General features: G+C 71.3%; 23 protein-coding genes. 12 read left to right on the forward strand and 11 right to left on the reverse strand.

The features are described 5' to 3' along the window. The first annotated feature begins 14 nt into the window (after window positions 1-14). From AC5P09_RS26555 to AC5P09_RS26565, 3 genes are all read left to right on the forward strand, one after another. Window positions 15-959 carry an alpha/beta hydrolase gene (locus AC5P09_RS26555; protein ID WP_493876283.1) on the forward strand — a complete coding sequence of 315 codons (945 nt, stop codon included), beginning with the start codon at window positions 15-17 and terminating at the stop codon, window positions 957-959. Between the two features lie 122 nt (window positions 960-1,081). Continuing rightward, window positions 1,082-2,311, forward strand: a complete 1,230-nt coding sequence (locus AC5P09_RS26560) for a PucR family transcriptional regulator (RefSeq protein ID WP_493876284.1) — start codon at window positions 1,082-1,084, stop codon at window positions 2,309-2,311. Window positions 2,312-2,456: 145 nt separating this feature from the next. Next, window positions 2,457-3,107, forward strand: a complete 651-nt coding sequence (locus tag AC5P09_RS26565; RefSeq protein WP_493876285.1) for a cutinase family protein — start codon at window positions 2,457-2,459, stop codon at window positions 3,105-3,107. Between the two features lie 62 nt (window positions 3,108-3,169). Here the strand turns inward: AC5P09_RS26565 and AC5P09_RS26570 are convergent, their stop codons facing one another. The 5 genes from AC5P09_RS26570 to AC5P09_RS26590 all read right to left on the reverse strand — a co-directional run bounded on the left by AC5P09_RS26570 (window position 3,170) and on the right by AC5P09_RS26590 (window position 8,334). Continuing rightward, window positions 3,170-4,843, reverse strand: coding sequence for a hypothetical protein (locus tag AC5P09_RS26570; RefSeq protein WP_493876326.1), 1,674 nt, complete (start codon window positions 4,841-4,843; stop codon window positions 3,170-3,172). A gap of 233 nt (window positions 4,844-5,076) precedes the next feature. Further along, window positions 5,077-5,250 (reverse strand): CsbD family protein, encoded by a 174-nt coding sequence (locus tag AC5P09_RS26575; protein WP_266451427.1) that lies wholly within the window; start codon window positions 5,248-5,250, stop codon window positions 5,077-5,079. A gap of 94 nt (window positions 5,251-5,344) precedes the next feature. Then, complete coding sequence (locus tag AC5P09_RS26580; protein ID WP_493876286.1) at window positions 5,345-5,980, reverse strand: class I SAM-dependent methyltransferase; 636 nt, start codon at window positions 5,978-5,980, stop codon at window positions 5,345-5,347. 84 nt (window positions 5,981-6,064) lie between these two features. After that, window positions 6,065-6,340, reverse strand: coding sequence for a hypothetical protein (locus AC5P09_RS26585; RefSeq protein WP_266451425.1), 276 nt, complete (start codon window positions 6,338-6,340; stop codon window positions 6,065-6,067). Between the two features lie 53 nt (window positions 6,341-6,393). Next, window positions 6,394-8,334 (reverse strand): DUF1996 domain-containing protein, encoded by a 1,941-nt coding sequence (locus AC5P09_RS26590; protein WP_493876327.1) that lies wholly within the window; start codon window positions 8,332-8,334, stop codon window positions 6,394-6,396. Window positions 8,335-8,617: 283 nt separating this feature from the next. Here AC5P09_RS26590 and AC5P09_RS26595 point away from each other — a divergent pair, with 283 nt between their 5' ends. Continuing rightward, entirely contained in the window at window positions 8,618-8,914 is a 297-nt protein-coding gene (locus AC5P09_RS26595) for a hypothetical protein (protein ID WP_493876287.1), read from the forward strand. Between the two features lie 34 nt (window positions 8,915-8,948). On the opposite strand, the gene AC5P09_RS26600 is transcribed toward AC5P09_RS26595, so the two are convergent. Then, window positions 8,949-9,362, reverse strand: coding sequence for an SRPBCC family protein (locus AC5P09_RS26600; RefSeq protein WP_493876288.1), 414 nt, complete (start codon window positions 9,360-9,362; stop codon window positions 8,949-8,951). A gap of 169 nt (window positions 9,363-9,531) precedes the next feature. Here AC5P09_RS26600 and AC5P09_RS26605 point away from each other — a divergent pair, with 169 nt between their 5' ends. Next, entirely contained in the window at window positions 9,532-10,065 is a 534-nt protein-coding gene (locus tag AC5P09_RS26605; RefSeq protein WP_493876289.1) for a DoxX family protein, read from the forward strand. 82 nt (window positions 10,066-10,147) lie between these two features. Here AC5P09_RS26605 and AC5P09_RS26610 read toward each other — a convergent pair whose 3' ends face one another. Next, window positions 10,148-11,806, reverse strand: coding sequence for a catalase (locus AC5P09_RS26610; RefSeq protein ID WP_493876290.1), 1,659 nt, complete (start codon window positions 11,804-11,806; stop codon window positions 10,148-10,150). A 194-nt stretch (window positions 11,807-12,000) separates the two neighbouring features. On the opposite strand from AC5P09_RS26610, the gene AC5P09_RS26615 reads away from it, so the two are divergent. Then, complete coding sequence (locus AC5P09_RS26615) at window positions 12,001-12,492, forward strand: DUF1360 domain-containing protein (protein ID WP_493876291.1); 492 nt, start codon at window positions 12,001-12,003, stop codon at window positions 12,490-12,492. 57 nt (window positions 12,493-12,549) lie between these two features. Here the strand turns inward: AC5P09_RS26615 and AC5P09_RS26620 are convergent, their stop codons facing one another. Next, a complete protein-coding gene (locus AC5P09_RS26620; protein WP_493876292.1) occupies window positions 12,550-12,861 on the reverse strand; it encodes a hypothetical protein in 312 nt (103 codons plus the stop codon). A gap of 135 nt (window positions 12,862-12,996) precedes the next feature. On the opposite strand from AC5P09_RS26620, the gene AC5P09_RS26625 reads away from it, so the two are divergent. From AC5P09_RS26625 to AC5P09_RS26635, 3 genes are read left to right on the forward strand one after another with little or no spacing between them, the layout of a single operon-like run. Then, window positions 12,997-13,689: a nucleotidyltransferase family protein gene (locus AC5P09_RS26625; protein WP_493876293.1), complete on the forward strand. Its 693-nt coding sequence runs from the start codon at window positions 12,997-12,999 to the stop codon at window positions 13,687-13,689. Then, entirely contained in the window at window positions 13,686-13,982 is a 297-nt protein-coding gene (locus AC5P09_RS26630) for a BON domain-containing protein (RefSeq protein WP_493876294.1), read from the forward strand. The genes AC5P09_RS26625 and AC5P09_RS26630 overlap by 4 nt, the downstream gene beginning before the upstream one ends. Then, window positions 13,979-14,719, forward strand: coding sequence for a metallophosphoesterase family protein (locus AC5P09_RS26635; protein WP_493876295.1), 741 nt, complete (start codon window positions 13,979-13,981; stop codon window positions 14,717-14,719). Before AC5P09_RS26630 ends, AC5P09_RS26635 begins: the two co-directional genes overlap by 4 nt. A gap of 21 nt (window positions 14,720-14,740) precedes the next feature. On the opposite strand, the gene AC5P09_RS26640 is transcribed toward AC5P09_RS26635, so the two are convergent. Next, on the reverse strand, window positions 14,741-15,925 hold the full coding sequence (locus tag AC5P09_RS26640) for an amidohydrolase (RefSeq protein WP_493876296.1): 1,185 nt from the start codon (window positions 15,923-15,925) through the stop codon (window positions 14,741-14,743). A gap of 174 nt (window positions 15,926-16,099) precedes the next feature. Here AC5P09_RS26640 and AC5P09_RS26645 point away from each other — a divergent pair, with 174 nt between their 5' ends. Continuing rightward, on the forward strand, window positions 16,100-16,663 hold the full coding sequence (locus tag AC5P09_RS26645; RefSeq protein ID WP_493876297.1) for a hemerythrin domain-containing protein: 564 nt from the start codon (window positions 16,100-16,102) through the stop codon (window positions 16,661-16,663). A gap of 12 nt (window positions 16,664-16,675) precedes the next feature. Here the strand turns inward: AC5P09_RS26645 and AC5P09_RS26650 are convergent, their stop codons facing one another. Together AC5P09_RS26650 and AC5P09_RS26655 are read right to left on the reverse strand one after the other, a co-directional pair. After that, a complete protein-coding gene (locus tag AC5P09_RS26650; RefSeq protein ID WP_493876328.1) occupies window positions 16,676-17,203 on the reverse strand; it encodes a hypothetical protein in 528 nt (175 codons plus the stop codon). A 154-nt stretch (window positions 17,204-17,357) separates the two neighbouring features. Next, the gene (locus AC5P09_RS26655) at window positions 17,358-18,686 is read right to left on the reverse strand and encodes a glycoside hydrolase family 10 protein (protein WP_493876298.1); all 1,329 of its coding nucleotides are present in this window, start codon (window positions 18,684-18,686) and stop codon (window positions 17,358-17,360) included. A 269-nt stretch (window positions 18,687-18,955) separates the two neighbouring features. On the opposite strand from AC5P09_RS26655, the gene AC5P09_RS26660 reads away from it, so the two are divergent. Next, window positions 18,956-19,513, forward strand: a complete 558-nt coding sequence (locus AC5P09_RS26660) for an AMIN-like domain-containing (lipo)protein (RefSeq protein ID WP_493876299.1) — start codon at window positions 18,956-18,958, stop codon at window positions 19,511-19,513. Between the two features lie 129 nt (window positions 19,514-19,642). Beyond that, the gene (locus tag AC5P09_RS26665) at window positions 19,643-22,171 is read left to right on the forward strand and encodes a SpoIIE family protein phosphatase (protein WP_493876300.1); all 2,529 of its coding nucleotides are present in this window, start codon (window positions 19,643-19,645) and stop codon (window positions 22,169-22,171) included. The last annotated feature ends 96 nt before the right edge of the window (window positions 22,172-22,267 follow it).

The following is a 22,267-nucleotide window of genomic DNA, read 5'->3' on the forward strand; positions in this document are numbered from 1 at the left end:
GCCGAGGAGCCGCCATGCCCCACCGCCCCACCGAAGTGCCCCGGCGTACCGTCGCCAAGGCGGCCGCCGTCGCCGGTCTGGCCGTCCTGTTCGGAACCGGGGCCGCCACCGGCCGGGCCCGGGCCGCGACCCGGCTCGGGCCGCGCACCCTGGACCTGTCCGTGAACTCCGCCGCCCTGGGCCGCAACGCGGCGGTGCGGCTGATCCTGCCGTCGGGATTCGACACGCGGCCGGACCGGACGTACCCCGTGCTGTACCTGCTGCACGGTGCCCACGACGACTACACGTCCTGGACCCGGGAGACCGGCATCGAGGCCTTCACCGAGGGCCGGGACCTGATCGTGGCGATGCCGGACGCGGGTCCCACCGGCATTCCCACCGCCTGGCGCGACGGGCCCGACTACGAGAGATTCCAGGTCGAGGAGGTGCCCGCGCTGCTGCGCCGCGACTACCGCGCCTCCGGCGTGCGGGCCGTCGCCGGGGTGTCCACCGGCGGGTACGGGGCCATGGCGCACGCGGCCCGGCACCCGGGCGCCTTCACCGCCGCCGCCTCCTACAGCGGCATCCTCGACACCACCGCGCCCGGCGTGCCGGCCATCATGGACGCCATCGTGGCCCGTGAGAACCTGTTGCGGCACTCCCTGTGGGGCAGCCCGATCCTGAACCTGCTCACCTGGCGCGACTTCAACCCGCGCGCCCGCGCGCAAGGGCTGCGCGGTACCGCCCTGTACGTGTCCAACGGCAGCGGGCTGGTCGGCGGGAGCGGTGATCCGCTGCCCGAGGCGCTGGAGAGCGCCCTGTGGCCCTCCGCTCACAGCTTCACGGACACGCTCGCGCGCCTCGGCGTCCCGGTCACCACGCACTTCTACGCGGGCGGGGGGCACAGCTGGGCCTACTGGAAGGGGGAGTTCGCGGCGTCGTGGCCGATGCTCGCCCGTGCGCTGGGCCTGCCCGAGTGATGTCGGAGCCGGCGGGGCACGGAACGGAGCGCAGGGACCGTCCGTCCAACACGGGACGTCCCACTCACCTCACGGGAAACAACCCGCGGGTGAGCCGCTTCCGGGTGAAAGGAGTGTCCGCGATGGCTGTCCCCGTCCCGCACGGCGTGCCGGCCGGCCCCGGAGCCCCGCCGGTGCCGCCCGACCTGGCCAAGTTACTGCGCGCGCAGCTCGAATCCGTCGCCGACGAGGTGGAGGAGGAGGTGCGCAGACAGGTTCCCGAGTACCTCCGCCTGGCCGACGGTGACGACCGGCGCAACCTCAGAGCCGGGGTGGTGCAGGCGCTGACGCTGTTCGTCGACCACATCGCCGACCCGCGCGGCCAGGGCGACGCGATCGCCGCGACGTACTACGAACTCGGGCGCGGCGAGGCCCTGGAGGGCCGCAGCCTGGACGCGCTGCAGTCGGCGCTGCGCGTCGGAGGGCTGCACGCCTGGCGGCTGATGGGCCGTACCGCGGAACAGCTCGGGCTGGACTCGGCGGTCGTGACGGCACTGGGCGAACTCGCGTTCCGGACCGTGCACGAGGTCGCGGAGGCGGCCGCGGCCGGCTACGCGGAGGCCCGGTCGCACAGCACGGACGAGGTGGAACGGCGTCGCAAGCGCCTGCTCGACCTGCTGCTGGGCGAGGGGCCGGTCGCCTTGGAGGCCGTGCAGGATCTCGCGCACGGTGCGCGGTGGCCGGTGCCGCGGCAGGTCGCCGTCGTGGCGCTGGCGGCCGGGCCTGAGCAGCGCGAGGAGGAGCGGCCGCTGGCCGCCGCCGGCGCGCTGGTGGACATGGCGTCGCGGCCGCCGCGCATGCTGGTGCCCGACCCGGACGTGTCCGGCCGTTTCGGCGGCCGGGCGTTCGCCCTCGCGCTGCGCGGACGGCCGGCCGCGATCGGCCCGACGGTCGGCGTCACCGAGGCGGCGCAGTCCCTGCGCTGGGCCACCCGGGCCCTGGGCCTGATGGGCCGCGGGATCCTGCCCCGGCAGGGCGTGGTGCACTGCGCCGACCATCTGTCGACGCTGCTGCTGCACTGCGACGAACCGCTGCTCGCCCGGTTGCAGGCACGGGTCCTGGCCCCGCTGGACGCCGTCTCCCCGGGGCAGCGTCCCCGCCTCGCCGAGACCCTGCTGGCCTGGCTGCTCAGCGGCAGCAACGTCCCCGACGTCGCCGCCCGGCTCCACATCCACCCGCAGACGGTCCGCTACCGGCTCCGGCAGCTGGAGAAGCTCTTCGGCGAGGCCCTGCACGAGCCGGACACCCGTCTGGATCTCGTGCTGGCATTGCGCGCCGAGGCATTACGCGAGCAGGCGCCGGACAGCCAATGAAATTCCCGGAACGCTGCTCACGAGAGCTCAAAAAGCCGCGACAATTCCATAATCCTCTGCATAACACTCCGCTGGAAAAGCGAATACGTTCGGGGCCGTTCCATTTCGCAGGCGCATCACGCGCCCCGCACGCGGAGGTTTCCCCATGCGTATCCGCTTGTGCCTCGCCGCGCTCTCATTGGCCGGCGGGGCCGGACTGGCGACCGTCTCGGCCCCCACCGCGGCAGCCGCAACAGCCGCTGCCTGTACCGACGTCGAGGTCGTATCGGCCCGCGGCACCTTCGAGCCGGGCACGCTCGGCTTCATCGTCGGAGACCCGGTGTATTCCGAACTCCAGAGGAAAATCACCGGCAAAACCCTGTCCAGCTACGGCGTGAACTATCCCGCGAACCTTTCCCTGACCTCGGCGGCACAGGGAAACAGGGATCTCGTCAACCACGTCACAAGCCAAGCCGCCGCGTGTCCCAACCAGCGCTTCATTCTGGTGGGATATTCGCAGGGCGCGAACGTCGTCGACAACTCGATCGGCATCAGCAGCGCGGGTGCGGTGGTCGGCAGCCCCATCGTCGCCTCGATCCCCGCCGCCCTCGAACCGAAGGTCTCCGCCGTGCTGCTGTTCGGCAACCCGATCCGGGCCATCGGCAAGAGCGTCACCGGCACCTACCAGAGCCGCACGCTCGACATCTGCGCGGAGGGCGACCCCGTCTGCGAGTCCGGAGGGGGTGACACGGGGGCCCACCTCAGCTACCGCGACAACGCGGAAGAGGCGGCCACGTTCGCCGCCGGCAAGGTCTGAGCCGTACACGTGCCAGTGGGCCCGGGAGGAATCCTCCCGGGCCCACAGCCGTGCGAGGACCGCTATGCGGGGTTCTTGGCGAATCCGGCGAGGCTGGTGGAGACGGGCTCGGGCAGTCCGTTGTTCTGTACGGGCGCCGCGGTCAGCACGTCGAGGTGCTGGTAGCCCTCGGCGATCACCGGGTCCAGGTCGGCCGGTGCACGGCCCGCCAGCAGTCCGTCGCCCGCGAGCACCGTGAGCGTCGGGTTGGCGGTGAGCCCTTCGGGATGGACGACGAGCCGCTTCACCTGCGGCGAGGTCGCCAGCTGGATGTCGGTGACCAGCTTGGTCGGGAAGTACTGCTCGGTGAAGTCCAGCGGCTGTTCGGCCATGCTGCGGGCGAGCTCCTGGATGTCGGTGACCTCCTTGGCGGCCGAGGTGAACGGCGTGCCGTCGGCTGACCGGTATCCGGGGTCGTCGGGGTCGCCGACACGGTCGTAATTACGCCATGTGTACAGCGGGCCGTTCGGCTGGTCGGGGATGGCCTTGTAGTCGGTGCCGAACAGGCCCGCCTGCTGGTCGCTGCCGTTGGCGACGGGGAAGTTCTTGTCGACGACCGGCCCGCCGTCGAAGAAGCCCACGCTGCTCTGCAGGAACGCGAGCGGCACCGAGTTGTCGTCCATCAGGGCCCCCAGCATCGCCGCGTTGGTGAGCCGGAAGTCCTTCACCGTGGGTGAGCCCTTGAGAAAGGTGGCTGTGTCCTTGGAGAAGAGGAAGCGGTTGGTGGCCTCGATGTTGACGTTCGACGGCAGGTAACGGGGCAGGTCGGCCTCGCCGCCGGGGTCCCGGAGCGCACCCAGGCCGGCGATGGCGAGCACGGTCATGGTCTCGGGGTTGAGCAGCACCGGAGCGGACAGGGAGCGGGGCAGCACCCCGCTGTCGAGCCCGGCCTGCACCGCGCCGTGTCCGAGGCCGATGTCGGGCAGGTTGGTGTCGTCCGGGATGCTGCCGCTGAGGTCGGCCAGTGAGGTGGAGACGGTGGTGTCGAGGGCGAAGTAGCCGGCGCACTGGTTGTAGCCGGCGTCCGAGGTGGTGGTGCGGTCGCCGTCGAAGTCGGCGGCCGCGAAGTAGCCGGTGATCACGCCGCCCAGCGAGTGGCCGCCGCACAGCACCTTGCTCTTGCGCAGCCCCTGGTCGGGCAGCTCGGCGGTGAGCAGGTCGTACTGGTCGCGGACGGTCTGCTCGATGCCGAGCTTCGCCATCCAGCCGAGGCGGTCGTTGGTGACGTGTCCGGTGAAGGTCCGGCCTTCGACCTGCTTGCCCCGGTAGTAGTAGTCGACGGCCGTGTGCTGGTCGCCGGAGGCGATTCCGGTGCGGTCCTCCAGGCAGTTGGAGCGGCGGTCCAGCGCCCAGAACTCGATATGGCTGCCCTGCTCGGCGGCCCGGGCGACGGTGTTGCGGGCGACGCTGTCGAAGGCACCGGCCCCTTCCAGGATGCCCGGCTGGGCCACGAGGATCCGGTCGGCGTCGGCCGAGGCGGCCGGTCCGGCGGAGGAGCGGTAGCGCAGGTACGACAGCCAGTCGCACGCCGCCGGACGGGCCCCGGCGGACGCGGGCAGCGGCACCTTCACCCGCACCACCGACTCGGTCACCCCGGCGACCGGGGACGTCGAGGTCACGGGCGTCTCGGTCCGCTCGGCGCGCGCCTGCGCGGCACCCGGGGAGGCGGCTGTGAGCGCCCCCGCAATCAGCAGCACCGCAAGGGCGGCGCTGCGCCACGTTCTTTTCCCGCTGCGATTTTTCTTGCTGCGACTCAGGTTCATAGCCGGACGGTAGGGCCGTGAACGCTGTGTATTCAGGTGGTGCTCACGGGAACGCAGTGGCTTTTTGTGCCTTTGTCATCCGGTGACAGAGCAGTCAGCGGGATCCCCGGGTGTGGAATGGGGATCCCGCTGAGAGTGTGGTCGAGTTTCGGTCGGTTCAGGCACCGTCAGTGCTTGAAGGTGTCCTTCCCCTTCTCCTTGGCCTGACGTGCGTCACCCTTCGCCTGGCCGCCTCGGCCCTCGGCCTCCATCTGCTCGTTGCCTGTCGTGCGGCCGATCGCCTCCTTGGCCTTTCCCTTGGCCTGTTCCTTCTTCGCCTTGGCCTTCTGGTCTCCGGCCACGTTCCATCACTCCAAGCCGCGTTTGACTGCGGGTGTATCCACGGGTCGGGTAGCCGTCGCCGTGATTTCCAAACGCGGACACCAATTCCGGCCCTTATGTACGTCGGATCCGCCAGACGTTGTCCTCGCGGTAGCCCTCGACCCCCTCGGGCGAAACGCTTTTCTTGCGTACCGCGCCCATGGTTTCCACGCTCCAGCTCTCCTCGGGCAGCGCGAGTTCCGCGAGGGTGCCCTCCAGCGTGGGGAACTCCGCCTCGAAGGGCGGTTCGCTCTGCCACGACGGCCACCCGGCGTGCATGACGATCAGGAGCGTGCCGCCCTCGGCGACCTCGGCGGCGGCCTGCCGCAGGACGCCCTGCTGGTCCAGGTGCACCGGGGACTGCAGGAACTGGGCGTTGACCAGGTCGAAGGAGCCCTGGGGAAACGTCGTGCCCAGCTCGTGCCGTTCCCATGCCGTACGGTCGCCCACCCCGGCCTCGGCGGCGTGTGCGGCGGCACGTTCGAGGGCGGTGTACGAGATGTCGACGCCGGTGACCTGCCAGCCGCGCGAGGCCAGCCACACCGCGTCGGCCCCCTCACCGCAGCCGAGGTCCAGGGCGGTACCCGGTGGGAGGTGGCTCGCCTCCCGTACGAGGAGCGGATTGGGGCGGCCGCTCCAGACTCGTTCGCTGTCCTTGTAACGGGCTTCCCAGAACTCGGAGGCCTGCGTCGTCGCGTGGATGTGGGTCATGAGGCCCAAGCCTGCGTCGCGCCCGGTCGGCGGCCAAGGAGAGTTGCCGGTACGGCAAGATTTCGGTCCCGCCGTACCGGGTCCCTACTGCGGCTGCGGACGGCGCACGGCCGCCCGGACGTCCGTCTCCACCTCCTGGCGCGGCCGGCCCTGCTCCTTCGCGTACTCCGCCACCGCGGTCCGGATGTCGCGATCGAGATCGCGCCAGGCACGGAACGCGGTCTCGTACGTGGTGGTCTGTTTCATGGACCACTTGTGCTCGGCGGGCGGACCGTAGGCGTGGCTCAGGTCCTCGACCCGATGGTGCGCCTGGTCCGCCGCGCGCTGTTTCTCCACGAGCTCTTCGAATGCGTGTCCCACGTCAAGTGATCGTAGGCAGGGGTGCGCCTTTCCGCGCGTCGAGCCGGGCCGGCCTACAGGGAACCGCGCCGGGTGCGCCGCAGGAGTACGAAGCCGCAGATGAGAAGAACCGCTCCGGCCGCGGCGGGCCACAGCTGGCTGCCGGTCTCGGCCAGTGAGCCACCGGCCGTCTGGGGCTCGGTCCCGGCGCCGGCGGGCGGCTGTGCCACGGCTCCGGTCGTCGGGGTGCCGGAGGCGGTGCTGTCGTCCTCGCCGGTCTCGACCAGGTCGTTCGACCAGGCCTCGGGGAGGGTGGCGGAGGCGCTCGGTGCCGGCGTGGGCTTGGTGTCGCTCTTGGGTTCGTCCTTGGGTTCGTCGTCGGCCGGTGCCGTGGGTGAGGCGTCCGGCTTCGCCTGGCCGTTGTCGCCCTGCTCACCGTTGCCGCCGTTGTTGTTGTCACCGCCGTTGCCGTTGTCGTCGCCGTTCGAGGGGGCGGGAGCCGCCGTCGGCTGCTCGGTCGGCTCGTCGGACGGCTGGTCGGTGGGCTGCTCGGACGGCTGGTCCTGCGGGTCCTCACCGTTGCCGGGGTCCTGGTCCGCGCCGGCGCCGCACTGTCGGCCCTCGTTGATGCAGTCGACCATCTCCGCCATCAGGTCTTCGTCGAAGACGTTGATGAAGTCGCCGTGGTCGGTGACGGGCTTGTGCAGCTGCTCCGGGAAGGAGTCCACGGCGAAGAGCGGGGTGGTACGGCCGCCGTCCTGAAGGCTCGGCGCGTCGACGTCGTAGACGATGCGCTGCACGAGCTGCGGGATGGCCTTGAATCCGGCCGGGCAGGCGCCGTCGGCCTGGGCGAACGCCACATGGGTGCGGTGGTTGGCGCTGTCGATGTTGCGGCCGTCCCAGCAGCTCTGGAACTTGAAGGTGCGGACCACGTCGCTGCCCTGCGGACACAGCGGGTACTTGTCCTTCAGCTGCCGGTCCTCGAACCCGGTGCAGCTCCAGGAGGCGTTGGCGTTCGCGGTTCCGTTGACGAACGCCTTGGCGTCGCCGGTGATGATGCGCAGGAGCCTCGGCATGGCCGTGACCTCGCCGCGCGGGCTGCCCACGAACGTGAGGGTGACCTGCCGGGGCGTGACGATCTCACCGGCGTTGCCCTCGATGCCTCCGCCCGGGGCGGCCGCGTCCTGCTCCTGAGTGCCGTTCTGCAGCCGCAGCACGGGCCAGTAGTACGACGACCTGTCGCCCTGGTCCACGCAGCTCGTGTCACCGTTGGCGAGGTCCTCGTCGCCGGCGAAGGCGTCGTTGGCCTGGTTGCCGACGTAGTCGTGGAAGTGGTGGGCTCCGTTGGAGACACCCGGGGCGACGATCACGTTGTCCGAGTTGAACAGGCCGCCCTCGTTCACCCCGCAGCTGGTGACGAAGGTGCCACCGGAGGCGTCCGCCTGGGCGTTCGCCGCGCTGGGCTGGACGGTGGTGATGTCCGCGTAGTCGGCGGCCACGGGGCCGTTGCCGGCCTGGCCGCCGTTGCCCGGCTGCTGGGCACCGCCGTCCTGGTCCTGGCCGTCGCCCTGGTCCTGGCCGTCGCCCGGCTGCTCCTCGCCGCCGTCCTGCTCGCCGGTCTGGTTCCGGGGCTCACGCAGTGTGCAGGCCGCCATGGCGTCGAGTCCCTCGGGGCGCTCCCCCACACGCTCGATGGCGGCGTTGATGCGCTCGATCGTCGCGGCTCGGTCCTCCTTGAGGGGGTCCATGATCCCGCTCTCGGGCTCCGCGTTCTGTGCCGGGTCCTGGAGTTTCCGGTAGGCCTCGGCCACCTGCTGGTCCAGGGCGGCGAGTTCCTTGTCGACCTCCGTCCCCGCCTCGTCAGGCACGGAGGTCAACAGGGTGCCGACGTCCGGGCAGTCGATCGTCGCGGCCCCCAGCACCCGCGCGCGGCCGTCCCCCTCGTCGCCCGGCCCACCGCCGTCGGTCGCCGAGGCGTACACGTTGACCGCCATCAGCCCGCCGCCGCCCAGCATCAGTGCCACTGCGGCAAAGGTCGCACGTCGTGCGCCTGTTGGGCGTCTGCGCCTGTTGTGTCCCACGGAAGTACTCCTGCGCGTGTCGTCCGTACGGGCATGGAAATCCCCCGCCCCTATACGGAGCCGGGACCGCGGGTGTTCAACCGTCTCGGAAATTCACAGAAATCTCTTACGAGCCGGGGGTCCGTGCCCGTGTCGGGCCACGTCCCCTTCCGCGCTACGCGGTCCGTACGGCGGGTACCCGGGAAGCCCACACACCTGTGAGCGAAGGGAGCGACCCGTGACACTGCGAGGCACAGCGGACAGTTCCGGGCTCGGCGATCTCGAACCGGGTACGAACCAGCGGGGGCAACTGCGCAGCCGTATCTCGGACATCGCGTGGACCGCGCTGTGCACGGTGCTGGCCCTCTGGGCGATCTGGAGCGCCGTCGGCGTGGCGCGGGGCGTGACCGCGTGGGCGTACTGCGTCGTGGCCTGGGTGCTGCTGGCCGTGGCGCTGGCCCTGCGGGTCGTCGCGATCCGGCGCCGGACCGGGATCCGGCCGAGCTACCGGACAGGGAAGTACTCACAGCGCTGATGGTCGGCCCGAGCCCGGCCGGTCGGGGCCGGCGTCAGCCCGCCGCGTTGTCGACGCGCAGGCGGACCTGCTCCTCCAGGCGGCGCAGGCTGCTGTCCAGGGCGTCCTGGACGGTCTGGCGGCCGGGGTCGTGGCTGTCGTCGAAGAACGACAGGTGCACGGTCACCTCGCTGGCCCCGCTGTCGAGTCCGGCGACCTGGAGCCAGCCGGCGTAGCTGCCCTGCTCGCGCGTTCCCCACTCGAGCCGCAGCTGATCGCGACGGGACTGGAGCAGCGCCGGGGTGTCCTGGTCGGTGTGGTCCTCGTGCACGGTGACGGCAGGCGGGTCGTCGACGCGCACGTGCAGGTCGCCGGGCAGCCAGGCGTCCAGCTGCTCCACCTGGCTGGCCTGGTCGAAGACGTGCTCCGGCTGGGCCGGCATCGTGCGGGAACGTTCGTACTCGGTCATCGGCGCACCGCTTCTTCCTCGCCTCGGGTCCTGGCGTACGACGGACCGCGTTCCCGGCCTGTGAGAACTGAACCAGGACGACACGGGTGGAGTGGCCGGCGTCGAATGAGCCGCCACCGGTCGGGAACCCGGGGAGCGCAGCTTGCCCCCACACCCCTGGAGAGGCCTCATGAGTCTTCTGCGTCTGGTCGGCCGCCCGATGCTCGCCTCGATGTTCGTCGCCGGCGGCCTGAACTCACTGCGCGATCCCGAGGCGGTGGCCCCCGTGGCCGAGCCCGTCGTCCAGCCGGTCACCGAGCGCGTCGAGGCGCTGCCGGACCGCACCGAACAGGTCGTACGTCTCAGCGGTGCCGTACAGGTGGCGGCGGGTGTGCTGCTCGGCATCGGCCGTGTCCCGCGGGTCGCGGCGCTGGCCATCGCGGGCACCCTCGTGCCCACGACAATCGCCGGGCACCGGTTCTGGGAAGCCGAGGATCCCTCCGAGCGCGAACAGCAGCTCATCCACTTCCTGAAGAACCTCTCGATGCTCGGCGGGCTGCTCATCGCGGCGGACGACACCGCCGGGCACCCCTCGCTGTGGTGGCGAGGTCGCCACACCGCCCATGACCTGCGGCGGGACGCACATCTGGTGCGCCGTTCCGTCCGAGCCACCGCCGGGCCCGCCGCCACGGCCGGCCGCCTGCGGGCCAAACTGCCCGCCTGACCGGCGCGGACGCCCGTGCCGGGCGGGTCGTCCAGACCTCGCCCGGCACCCGGCCGGTCACGCCGGTCACCTGGTCACGCGTTCACCTGGTCACGACGTGCCGCTCGTCCGGGACGCAGTGGGTCATGGTGAGGCCCTCGACGTCGCGCGGCGGGTTCTTGCCGAGCCTGGCCAGGCGCTCCCGGTCCTCGTCGGTCAGGTCCTGGGAGGCCAGTGGCTCCAGGCCCAAGACGTCGTCGGGGCTGATGCCCAGGGCGTCACCGACCCGCAGACCGAGGTCGTTCTCCACCAGCAGGAAGTGCCAGACCATGCGTTCCTGCACCGGCCGGTCGCACTGGGCGAGCAGGTCGGTGAAGTTCTTGACCAGGTCCTCGCGTTCCCACTCCTCCAGCAGCAGGTAGCGCTGGCCCGCCTGCAGATAGTCGTTGGTGCGGGGGATGCGCTTGCGGGTGAGCCGCCCATGGATCTCCGGTCCCTGTTCGTCCTGCGTGGGGTACTCGGCCTCGCGCAGACCGCCCCTGATCGAGGGCTCGTAGTTGACGTCGGCCCTCTCCCCCGCGCCGTCCACGTGGTAGGTCATCTGACCGTCGCGCTGGTTGGTGCGTACGTCGGCGTTCTTCGCGTGGTTCACCGGCAGCTGGAGGTAGTTGGGGCCGACGCGGTGGCGCTGGGTGTCGCTGTAGGAGAAGGTGCGGCCGACGAGCATCTTGTCGTCGGAGAAGTCCAGACCGTCGACGAGGACGCCGGTGCCGAAGGAGATCTGCTCGTTCTCGGCGAAGAAGTTCTCCGGCATCCGGTCGAGCACCATCCTGCCGACCGGCTTGGGCGGGAACTCCTGCTCGGGCCAGGTCTTCGTGTCGTCCAGCGGGTCGAAGTCGAGCTCCGGGTGGTCGTGGTCGTCCATCATCTGGACGAGGAGCTCCCACTCCGGGTACTCGCCGCGCTCCACGGCTTCGTACAGGTCCTTGGTGGCGTGCCCGAGGCCCTCCGCCTGAACGTTCGCGGCGTCCTCCTCGGTCATGCTGCGCACGCCCTGCTTGGGCATCCAGTGGTACTTGACCAGGACGGTCCGCCCCTCGTCGTTGACCCACTTGTAGGTGTTGACGCCGAACCCCTGCATATGGCGGTAGTCCGCCGGGATGCCGCGCGGGCTGAACAGGTTGACCAGCATGTGCATGGACTCGGGTGTCTGCGACATGAAGTCGAAGATGCGCCGCGGCTGCTGCTCGAAGGTCACCGGGTCGGGCTTGAGGGCGTGGATGACGTCCGGGAACTTGATCGCGTCCCGGATGAAGAAGACGCCCAGGTTGTTGCCGACCAGGTCCCAGTTGCCGTCCTCCGTGTAGAACTTCACCGCGAAGCCGCGCGGATCACGGGCGGCCTCGGAGGAGTCACGGCCTCCGATGACGGTGGAGAAGCGGACGGCCAGGTCGGTCCGATTGCCGCGCTCCTGGAAGAGTTTGGCCCGGGTGAAGCGGCTGATCGGCTCGTCACCCCAGGCGCCGTAGGCCTCGAAGTAGCCGTACGCGGTCACGCCCCGGGCGTGGACGACCCGCTCCGGGATCCGCTCCCGGTCGAAGTGGCTGATCTTCTCCAGGAACTGGTAGTTCTCCAGGGCCGCCGGGCCGCGGGCGCCGACCGTGCGCTGGTTCTGGTTGTCGTGAACGGGGTGGCCCTGTCGGTTGGTGAGCACCTTCCGGTCGTCGTCCGGAGCGGGCCCCTTGCTCGACACGTCCGTCATGTTCGTTGGGCTCCTTCGACTCGTGGCTGCTGCGACACGTGGACCGGGCTGCGGGGCGGCCGCCGCCGGTCGGTCACGTCCGTGCGGCCGCTCGGGTACCCGGCCCGTCGAGTCCGTCACCCCGGCCGGTGATCCTGTTGCGGCCGCCGGCCCGTCACGTGTGCCCACGGGACGACCGGGGCACCCGGGGCGGCATGACCACTGACGACGGACGTTACGACGACCAGGACGAGGCGCCTCTCGCGGGCTACGCCACGCTCGCCACGGCGTTCGCCGGGGGTGCGGTGCTGTTCTCCGTTGCGGCACGGCGTCGGGGTGTGCGGCTGCCCGACCGTGTTCCGCCCTGGGACGTGGCACTGCTCGGCACCGCGACGTTCAAGGCGTCCAGGCTGCTGTCCAAGGACCGGATCACCAGCTTCGTACGCGCGCCGTTCACCCGCCGTGCGGAGGAGGGGGCAGGCGGCGAGGTCAACGACGCGCCCCGCGGCAGCGGTGTCCGCCGGGCCGTCGGAGAACTCGTCTCCTGCCCCTTCTGCACCGCCGCCTGGGTGGCCGGAAGCCTGGTCGCCTGCTACGCCGCCGCACCGCGGAGTGCCCGCCTGGTGTCAGTCGGGTTGAGTGCTCTGACGGTGGCGGACTGGCTGCAGTACGCGTGGACGTGGACCGAGCAGAAGACCGAGGGCTGAGGACGGCGTCCGCGCTCTCGACTGAGCGGGTGCGGGCGGCCGCGGCGCCTGCGTGGGTCAGATCCTGTGGCCCTGTGCCGTCAGCCAGCGGTGGACAGTCTCCTTGTCCGCGGGAGTGATCCGGACGGGGCCCTCCACCTGCGGGCCCTCTTCCTCGTTGAAGCCCGTGTCGGTGACCCGGGCGGTGACCCAGTGGGCCAGGTCCTGGGCGGACCGGTCCGACAGCGAGCCCCGCTCCCAGCCCGTACGGGCCTCACGGGCCGCGGCGCTGTCGTGCCGCTCCGTCTCCTCCAGCCAGACCGGCACCAGTCGCTCGACGATCCGGCGTTCCTCCGGGGAGGTCTGCTGCTGAGTGTCGTTGCCGTTCATGGGAACCGGGTGCCCCGAAACGGGCGGCCGAGTGACGACCTCGCGTCCCCGCGTGCGGCGTTCGTGTCGATGGCGGCGCGCCGGGTACTCGGGGCTCGCCGTCGACCAGGAAGTCGACCAGGAAAGGGGGCAGCGATGACGCGGCACGCGGACGACGACGCTCTGGACCAGCGCGCAGGCGTCGCGGAACTGCGTCTGGCAACGGGAGACCCCGAACTCGTCCCGCAGAACGACGTGCTCGCCGACGACCTGCCCCTGGATCGCAATCAGGCGATCCTGCAGGCCACCAAGCAGGTCGGCGCGATCCTCAAACGCAAGGGACACGCCTTTGCGCTGGCGGGCAGTGTCGCCGTGTACGCGCACGGAAGCACTCAGAACCTGCAGCACGACGTCGACTTCTGCTTCCGGCCCGAGGACGCGGACGCCGTCGCCGAAACCCTGCGCGAGGCCGGACTGCCGGTGTACACGCCGCCCGAGGACTGGCTGCTCAAGTCCAGCTGTCTGGGACAGCAGGTCGACCTGATCTTCGAGCTGGCGCACCAGCCGGTCACCACGGAACTGCTGGAGCGGGCCGAGGAGTTGTCGGTCGACTCGGTGTTCATGCCGGTGCTGTCGCCGACCGATCTGGTGCACAGTCTGGTGGCCGCGTTCTCCGAGCACCACTGCGACTTCGGGGCGGTGCTCCCGATCGCCCGGACGCTGCGGGAGAAGGTCGACTGGGAGCGGGTGCGGAGGGCGTGCGGCGACGATCCGATGCCCGACGCGTTCTTCTACTTCCTGGAGCGGCTGGAGGTCATTCCGCCGAGGCCGAAGGAGGAACGGCGATGAGCGAGACCGGCGCGGGGCGGGCCCACGGACTGGGCCAGGCCCCTGCCGCGGAGAACGTCGAGTACCGGGTCGCCCACCTGCGCGACCGGCTCGCCGCGGAGGAACTCGGTGAACTGGGCGTACGGGCGGAGGTGCGGGCCGGATCGGTCGTGGTGACCGGCACGGTGCCCTCCACCCAGTGCCGCGAGACGGTACTGCGGACCGTCCGCGAGGAGCTGACCGGAATCTCCGTGCACACGGACGTCGTGGTGGCGGAGACCACCTCCCCCGACCATGCGGAGGACCTGCCATGATCCGCGTCGCCGCCGTGGGTGACATCCACATGGGGCCCGACAGCCAGGGTCTGCTGCGGCCCGCTTTCGACACCCTGCCCGACTGCGCCGACCTGCTGCTTCTGGCGGGTGACCTCACCCGGCACGGCACGCCGGAGGAGGCCCGGGTGGTGGCCCAGGAGGTGCGGGGGCTTCCGGTGCCGGTCGTCGCGGTGCTCGGCAACCACGACCATCACGACGAGCAGCCCGAGAAGGTCACCGCCATCCTCCAGGACGCGGGCGTGAGGGTGCTGGAGGGCGAGGGCACGGTCGTCGAGTGCGACGGTACGCGCCTCGGCGTCGCCGGAGCCAAGGGCTTCGGCGGCGGGTTCGTCGGACGCAGCGCCGGCGAGTTCGGCGAGCCGCTGATGAAGGAGTTCGTCCGCTACACCCGGCGCAGCGCGGACGCACTGCACACCGCACTGGAGGAGCTGGCGGACAAGGGCTGCGAACTGCGGATCGCGCTCACCCACTTCTCCCCCGTGGCCGACACCCTGGCCGGCGAGCCGCCGGAGATCTACCCGTTCCTCGGCAGCTACCTGCTGGCGGAGGCGATCGACACGGCCGGTGCCGACCTCTCGGTCCACGGCCACGCCCATGCGGGCACCGAGCACGGGATGACGGCCGGTGGCGTACGGGTACGTAACGTGGCCCAGCCGGTCATCCGGCGAGCGTTCAACGTGTACCAACTGCACACCGCCGAACTCCTTGCCGAGTGACCCCCTACCTCACGGTCTACCTCACGGTGCCGTGGCCGTGAGGTCCTGCCACGCCCGTTCCCGCACCTCCGGGCGCAGGAGCACCTCGACCGCCGTGCAGGCCAGTGCCTCCGCCGCCGCGAGCATCGCCTCCCGGCCTCGGTCGGACGCCGCCGCGGCGGCGAACTCGGGAGTGTGGTCGGAGCCGTCCGGATCCATGATCGCCACGAAGGGGTGGATGGCCGGGACGCGTCCGCTGACGTTGCCGATGTCGGAGGAGCCCAGGTACACGCCCGGTTCGGGGGGCGTGATGCCGTGGCCCGTGCGGATGAGGTGACGGGCGAACCGCTCGGACAGCACCGCGCTGTCGCGGAAGTGCTCGTAGCGCGGTGTGGCGCGTTCGACGGTGACCGTCGTGCCCGTCGCCCGGGCCACGCCGTGCGCGCAGGTCAGGAGCTCCCCGGCCAGGTCGTCCAGGGCGGCGGTCGTCGCGGCGCGCAGCCCGAACAGGCCCTCGGCGTACTCGGGGACGATGTTCGTCGCCCGGCCGCCGTCGGTGACGATGCCCTGGACGTGGGAGCCCCCGGGCAGCCGTCGCCCGACCACGGCGAGGGTGTTGAACAGCTGGATCAGCGCCGCGAGGGCGTCGATGCCCTCGGTGGGGTTGCCGGTGGGGTGCGCGGCCCGACCGTGGAAGGCGACCCGGTACTGGGCCTGCGCGGTCAGCGGCGCCCACCGCCAGCTGTACACGCCGGGATGGAACATCAGCGCGGCGTCGACGTCGTCGAACAGCCCGGCCTCGACCTCGGTGACCTTGCCGCCACCCCCTTCCTCGGCGGGCGTGCCCACGGCCCACACGCTTCCGGCGTCGGCGGGCAGGGCGGCCCGCACGGCCAGCGCGGCGCCGAGACCGGCGGCGGCGATCAGGTTGTGGCCGCACGCGTGCCCGAGGCCGGGCAGGGCGTCGTACTCCAGGAGCAGGGCCACCGCGGGCCTGGGCCGCGCGCCCGAGCGTGCGGAGAAGGCGGTGGGCAGTCCGGCGACGCCCCGCTCGACGACGAACCCCTCCCAGGCGAGTTCGCCGCAGAGCAGTGCCGCCGCCCGGTGCTCCTCGAAGGCGTACTCGGGCTCGGTGTGCAGGGTCAGCGCGACGTCCCACAGCCGCTCGGCCCTGGCGGCCACTTCCCCGCGTACTCGCGCGAGCGGTTCGTCCAGAGCGTCGGTCACGTCGGCCTCCCGGGGCGTCGTACGCCTGTGTCCCGGTGCGAGTTCCTTCGATGTGCCCCGCCCACACCCATTCGGCAGGGGCTTTGACCGCGCGTAGTGCGGGCGCCGGTGGGCACTCGGGGGGCCGTGGCGGGTCCGCCCCGGAGCCGCTGCGTCTGGCTGGAGGTGGAGAGCATGGGACACGGCGGAAACGTCATCGACGAGCTGGTGACCGATCACCGGGAGGTCGAGGACATCTTCGGTCGAATCGAGGCCCTGCCGTCCGGTGACAAGGACCGCAAGGTGTACGCCGAGCAGGCCACGATGGAGCTGGTACGGCACTCGGTGGCCGAGGAGGAGTACCTCTACCCGGCGGTGCGCGAGTACTTGGTGAACGGGAACACGATGGCGGACAAGGAGATCGAGGACCACTCCAGGGCCGAGCAGATCATGAAGGATCTGGAGGGCTGCGAGGCGGAGGATCCCGAGTTCGACCGGCTCGTCGGGATGCTGATGACCGAGATCCGCTCCCACATCGCCGACGAGGAGCAGAACCTCTTCCCGCAGCTGCGGGCGGCGTGCCCGCCGGAGGCTCTCGACGGCCTGGGTGACAAGGTCCGTATGGCCAAGAAGACGGCGCCGACCCGGCCGCATCCGTCCGCCCCGGACACGCCTCCGGCGAACAAGCTGCTGGCACCGGGGGCCGGCCTCATCGACCGGTTGCGGGACGCGCTGACGGGCCGCGGCAAGCACGACTGACCGTCGGCCGCCTCAGGCGATCAGGGCCTGGCCCGGCTTCAGGTGTGCCACGAGCTGGGAGTGGTGGAGTTCGGCCACGGGAGCCAGCAGGTCGGGGTGGCGCAGGAGGGCGGCCGCGCGGCGGTCCGCCTCGTCGGGTGCGAGCAGGCGGCGGAACTCGGCGGGCACAGCGGCCGTGTGGCTGCCTGCGGCGAGTGCGGCCACCGCCAGGTCGGCCAGTTCCGGGTCGGTGAGCAGACAGGCCGCCCAGCTCGCCACGACCTCGTCGACCCAGGTGCGCCAGGCGTGCTCGTCCGTGTCCTGGGCGCCGGTCCCGTCCGCGCCGGTGATCCAGTCGAGCCGGGCCGAGCCGCCCGGCCCGGCCATGCCGACCAGCGCGGCGTCCATCGGCGTGGGATACCGGAGCCAGGCCGCGACCGTCACGGCCTGCCGTGCCTGTACCTCGCACAGGGCGGAGGACAGCGCGCCGCCGCCCGACGGGTAGGCGCAGGTCAGCCACTGGGCGGTCGCCGCTATGACCGGGGAGAGATCTGCTTGCACTGCCGGGCCGCCCGATGTGTGTGGTGAGACAGGGGACTGCGCGAAACGGTAGCCCGCGGTCCTGCCGTACGACATGGCCCGGGCCTCCTCGGTGACGTGGCTTCGGCCACATCGGCCGGGAGGCCCGGGCTCTGTCGGGACCGGTCGAGGGCGCTCAGGACGCGGTGCAGGAACCCGGCACCGGCGCCGCGGTGCTGCCGTTCTTCATGACCGTGAAGCCGAAGCTCGTCGACGCTCCGGCGGCCAGGCTGCCGTTGCCGTTCGGCTTCATCGTCATGACGTTGCCGCTGCTGTCCCAGGTGGGCGTGCCGTTCCAGGTGGTGGAGATCTTCTGCGGGGCGGTGACGGTCACCGTCGTCGTCCAGGTGCTGATCGCGGAACTGCCCGCGGTGACGGTGACCTTGCCGTTGAAGCGGTCGCCCCACTCCTCCTGCTTGCTGTACGTCACGGAGCAGGCAGCCGTACCGCCGCCGCCGGAGCTGGTGCCGCCCAGCGCGGTGAGTACGGCGGTGTAGGCGGCCTTCTTGGCGTAGTTGCCGTCGAACAGCAACGGTGTGCCACTGGCGCGCCAGGAGTACTTGTCGGTGACGCCCCAGACCGTGATGCCGGTGCAGCGGGAGACGGCCAGGCAGGCCTTCACCGCGTTGCTGTAGCTGGTGGCCTGGGCGGTGCCGGAGCCCTCGATGTCCAGCTCGGTGATCTGGACGTCGACGCCGAGGTCGGCGAAGCGCTGGAGGTTGGCCTGGTAGTCGGCCGGGACCGGGGAGGCGCTGTTGAAGTGGGACTGGAAGCCGACGCAGTCGATGGGCACGCCGCGGGCCTTGAAGTCCTTGACCAGGTTGTAGACGGCATTGCTCTTCGCGTTGACGCCGTCGGTGTTGTAGTCGTTGTAGCAGAGCTTGGCGGCCGGGTCCGCCGCGCGCGCGGTGCGGAACGCCTCCTCGATGAAGCCGTTGCCGAGCTTGTCCTGGAACGGCGAGCTGCGCCGGGCTCCGCTGCTGCCGTCCTGGAAGGCCTCGTTGACGACGTCCCAGTAGTGGATCTTGCCCTTGTAGTGGCCCATGACCCGGTTGATGTGGTTGTTCATCGCCGTTCTGAGGTCGGCGGCGGCGAGCGTGCCGACCCAGCTCGGCAGTTGCGAGTGCCAGACCAGGGTGTGTCCGCGGACCTTCATACCCTTGCTCTGGGCGTGGCTCACGATCTGGTCCGCGGCGGCGAAGTTGAAGGAGTTCCGGGTGCTCTCGACGGCGTCCCACTTCATCTCGTTCTCGGGGGTCACCGAGTTGAACTCGGTGTCGAGGGTGGAGACGTACGCGGATTCGCCGAGGTGGTTCGCGGCGACCGCGGCACCGAAGTAGCGGCCCTTCTCGGCCGCCGCGGCCCCGAGAGTGCTTGCGGCGTCGGCCGGTGCCGCCAGGGCGGTGACGCCGGCTATGGCGAGCAGGCTCGCCATGCCCAGGCGGATGGACGTGCGGGTGACCATCTCGTCCCCTTTCTTGATGCCGAAAGTTTCGAGCGGATTTCGGAATGGCGTCGCAGACCATATGAGCGGCCCTCGAAGGCGTCAACGGACCGAACGCCGAGTCATTGCAATTGGCTCAGAAAGCTCTGCGACAGCAAGGGAAACTCAACATTCGCCAAACTCCTCGAATGTTTCGATAACAGGCCTCATTTCGCGGCGAATAGTGCAACCTTTCAGCCAAGCCGGATGTCTCACCACATAACAGACACATCAACGTCTCGGGGGACATCATGAGACGAAGCAGAACAGCATGGGCCGCGGCGGTCCTCATGAGCGCCGCCTGGACCCTCACCGCGATCCCGGCCGACGCGGCCACGGCGTGCCCCACCGGCTGGGGCAGCCTGGACAAGTCCCGCGCCTCCGGCACGACGGCGCCGGTGAAGAACATCAGGACCGGCAGCCACGCGTGCTACGACCGGCTGGTCGTCGACGTCCCCGGCGGCGGCAGCCGCCTCGGCTACTGGGTCCGCTACGTCGACCGCCTCCATCAGGACGGATCAGGCCGTCCGATATCGGTCAAGGGCGGAGCCGTCCTCGAGGTGCGGGTCGCCGCACCCGCCTACGACCCCGCGACCGGGGCACCCACCTATCCCGGGCGGGTGGCACGCCCGCTGCCCGGCGTCGACCTGTCCGACCACCGCACCTTCAAGGACACCCGGTTCGCGGGCAGCTTCGAGGGCGAGACGCAGGTCGGACTGGGAGTCCGCGCCCGGCTGCCGTTCCGGGTGCAGCACCTCTCGGACCGGGTCGTGGTGGACGTGGCCCACAACTGGACCGGCAGCCGCTGACGCCGCCGATCACGGAGGGAGTACGGGTTCCCCACCGGATTGCTGTCGCCTCCCAGGTGCGGTCCGGGCCCGTCGTGGCGCATTCTTGCTGTGTCGCCCGCGTGACGGCGCACGGACGAGGTAGGGCCGATGACTGGGAGCTCCCAGGACGCACAGCCGAAGCCCGCACGGCTGGCGGCGCTGCTGATCGACGCCTCGATGGAGGCGGTCAGCACGGCCGGCGGCCACGCGGGAGGCGTCTACCTGCGCTCCTCCACCCCCGGACTGCTGCGCCTCGCCGTGCTCGCCGGACTGCCCGGCCCCTTGTTCCGCCCCTGGTGGCGGCTGCACGTGGACCGTCCCTTCCCCGTCGCGGACGCCCATCGGCTGGGCGTCCAGGTGGTGCTGCCGAACGCCACGGAGACGATGCGCCGCTACCCCCAGTTCGCGGCCGGCCTGCCCTTCCAGTTCGGCTCCCTGTACGTGCCGGTGGTGGCCGGTTCCGACATGTACGGCGTCCTCACGGTGCTGCGCCCCTCCGTCCAGGACGCCGCCGAGGTACTGCCCGAGCGTGACCGGCTGGCCCGGCTGGGCCAGGACCTGGGTGCGGCCCTGCGGAACCTGCACGACGAGGCGGCCCCGGTGCTCTGGGACGACGAGCCGCTGTGCGTCCGGCCGCCGGCCCCGCGTCCGCCGCTCGCGCGCATCGGGCGTTTCGTGTGGACGCCGGAGACGGGTCTGGTGACCGGGGACGAGGGTCTGCACACCCTGCTGGGCGTGCCGCCGACGGAGTTCACCGGAGCGGTGGAGGCGTTCGCGGACGCCGTGGCCCCGTCCGAGGCGAACCGGATTCTGCTCGCTCTGCGGGACACGGCCGTCGGCAGACCTCCGACCCTGCCGCTGTACCTGCGGACCACCGACGGCGAACTGCGGCTGATGGACCTCTGGAGTCCCTACGAGGCCACCGGGTGGAACCCCTACGACCCGGCCGCCCCGCCGACCGCGCCGCCCGGGCCGGGCCCGGTGCGCGGCATCGTCCTCGATCCGGGTCTGGGCGCCACCGCCGACGCAGCGGCCGACCTGCTGCCGGACGGGGTGTTCTGCCTCGACCGGGAGGGCCTGGTCGTCTACGCCAATCCGCGCGCCGCGCAGTTGCTGCGCCGGCCGCGGACCGAGCTGCTGGGCCGGGCCCTGTGGGACGCCGTGCCGTGGCTCGGCCGGCCCGACGTCGAGGACCATCTGCGCGGGGCCCTGCTGTCGCCGGACCCGGTGCACTTCCACGTCGAGCGACCCGCCGCGAACGGTACCGAGCCCGTGGCGCAACCGTCCGAGGGCGGCTGGCTCGCGCTCGCCGTGCATCCCGGCCCGGACCGGCTGACCTGCACGGTCCGTCCGGCGAGCCGGGTGGCGGACACCGCACCCGCCGAGACCCCCACGGACGGCCTCGCCACGCCGGCGCCGGTGTACCGCCCCATCGTCCTCGCGATCGCGCTGACGGAGGCGGTCACCGCCCGCCAGGTGTCCGCCGTCGTGATGCGGGAACTGCTGCCCGCGTTCGGCAGCCGCCGGCTCGCCATCTACCTGCTCCAGGACCGGCATCTGTACCTGGCCTGGGAGAGCGGCTTCCCGCCGGGGTTCCTCGCCCCGTTCGAAGGGGTGGGACTCGACACGCGGCTGCCCGGCGTCGAGACGCTCACCACCGGCCGGCCGCTCTTCTTCGACTCCATGCAACAACTGGCCGCCGCCTACCCCGGAATCCAGCTGGACGCCACCGAGGGCGCCCGCGCCTTCCTGCCGCTGATCGCCTCCGGCCGCTCGGTCGGCTCCTGCATCCTGGGCTTCGACCGGCCGCGCAGCTTCAGCACCGAGGAACGCACGGTGCTCACCGCGCTCGCCGGGCTCATCGCCCACGCCATGGAGAAGGCGCAGCGCTACGAGAACGAGGCCGCCCTCGCCCGCGGGCTGCAACAGGCCCTGCTCCCCCGGCGGCTGTCGGCGCACCCGCAGGTGGAGACCGCGGGGCGCTATCTGCCCGGCACCCAGGGCATGGACGTGGGCGGCGACTGGTACGACGTCGTGGAGTCCGGCGACGGCCTCGCCCTGGTCATCGGGGACGTCCAGGGACACGGCGTGCAGGCGGCGGCGACCATGGGACAGCTGCGCACCGCCGTAAGGGCGTTCGCGCTCGACGACCGGCCCCCCGACGAGGTCCTGAGCGGCACCAACCACCTCCTCATGGACCTCGATCCCGGGCTGTTCGCGAGCTGCTGCTACATCCGGCTGGACCCCGCCACCGGGGTGGCCCTGGCGACCCGCGCCGGGCATCCGCAGCCGTTGCTGCGCCGGCCGGACGGCCGTACCCACGTCCTCGATCTGGCCGGCGGGGTGGTGCTCGGCGTGGACGGGCGGGCCCGCTACCCGGTGACGGAGCTGCATATGGAGCCCGGAGCCATCCTCGCGCTCTACACCGACGGGCTGGTCGAGAAGCCCGGCGGCGACATCGACGACGGCATCAGCGCGCTGCGCGTGGCCCTCGCCAAGGCCGGTGCCCCCGCCGTCCGCCCGGGCGGACGCGCGCTGGCTGGTGTGGCCGACCGCCTCACCGCGACGGCCCGCCACGCCGTCGACCGCCCGGACGACATCGCCCTCCTCCTCGCCACCCGCCGCACCGCGCGATGAGGCCCGAAGCGGGCGGTCACCCGCGCATCCCCGCGACGGCAGGCATCCGGAGCTACGGCTGTCACGCCCGGTGACCCCTCGCCTCCTGAGGCGCGG

It is taken from the genome of Streptomyces sp. a15 (assembly GCF_059026085.1).

Coding starts and splice junctions, on each gene's coding strand:
- AC5P09_RS26555 (WP_493876283.1), top strand. CDS start 15: ATGCCCCACCGCCCCACCGAAGTGCCCCGGCGTACCGTCGCCAAGGCG.
- AC5P09_RS26560 (WP_493876284.1), top strand. CDS start 1,082: ATGGCTGTCCCCGTCCCGCACGGCGTGCCGGCCGGCCCCGGAGCCCCG.
- AC5P09_RS26565 (WP_493876285.1), top strand. CDS start 2,457: ATGCGTATCCGCTTGTGCCTCGCCGCGCTCTCATTGGCCGGCGGGGCC.
- AC5P09_RS26580 (WP_493876286.1), bottom strand. CDS start 5,980: ATGACCCACATCCACGCGACGACGCAGGCCTCCGAGTTCTGGGAAGCC.
- AC5P09_RS26590 (WP_493876327.1), bottom strand. CDS start 8,334: ATGCTGGGCGGCGGCGGGCTGATGGCGGTCAACGTGTACGCCTCGGCG.
- AC5P09_RS26600 (WP_493876288.1), bottom strand. CDS start 9,362: ATGACCGAGTACGAACGTTCCCGCACGATGCCGGCCCAGCCGGAGCAC.
- AC5P09_RS26605 (WP_493876289.1), top strand. CDS start 9,532: ATGAGTCTTCTGCGTCTGGTCGGCCGCCCGATGCTCGCCTCGATGTTC.
- AC5P09_RS26610 (WP_493876290.1), bottom strand. CDS start 11,806: ATGACGGACGTGTCGAGCAAGGGGCCCGCTCCGGACGACGACCGGAAG.
- AC5P09_RS26615 (WP_493876291.1), top strand. CDS start 12,001: ATGACCACTGACGACGGACGTTACGACGACCAGGACGAGGCGCCTCTC.
- AC5P09_RS26620 (WP_493876292.1), bottom strand. CDS start 12,861: ATGAACGGCAACGACACTCAGCAGCAGACCTCCCCGGAGGAACGCCGG.
- AC5P09_RS26625 (WP_493876293.1), top strand. CDS start 12,997: ATGACGCGGCACGCGGACGACGACGCTCTGGACCAGCGCGCAGGCGTC.
- AC5P09_RS26630 (WP_493876294.1), top strand. CDS start 13,686: ATGAGCGAGACCGGCGCGGGGCGGGCCCACGGACTGGGCCAGGCCCCT.
- AC5P09_RS26635 (WP_493876295.1), top strand. CDS start 13,979: ATGATCCGCGTCGCCGCCGTGGGTGACATCCACATGGGGCCCGACAGC.
- AC5P09_RS26645 (WP_493876297.1), top strand. CDS start 16,100: ATGGGACACGGCGGAAACGTCATCGACGAGCTGGTGACCGATCACCGG.
- AC5P09_RS26655 (WP_493876298.1), bottom strand. CDS start 18,686: ATGGTCACCCGCACGTCCATCCGCCTGGGCATGGCGAGCCTGCTCGCC.
- AC5P09_RS26660 (WP_493876299.1), top strand. CDS start 18,956: ATGAGACGAAGCAGAACAGCATGGGCCGCGGCGGTCCTCATGAGCGCC.
- AC5P09_RS26665 (WP_493876300.1), top strand. CDS start 19,643: ATGACTGGGAGCTCCCAGGACGCACAGCCGAAGCCCGCACGGCTGGCG.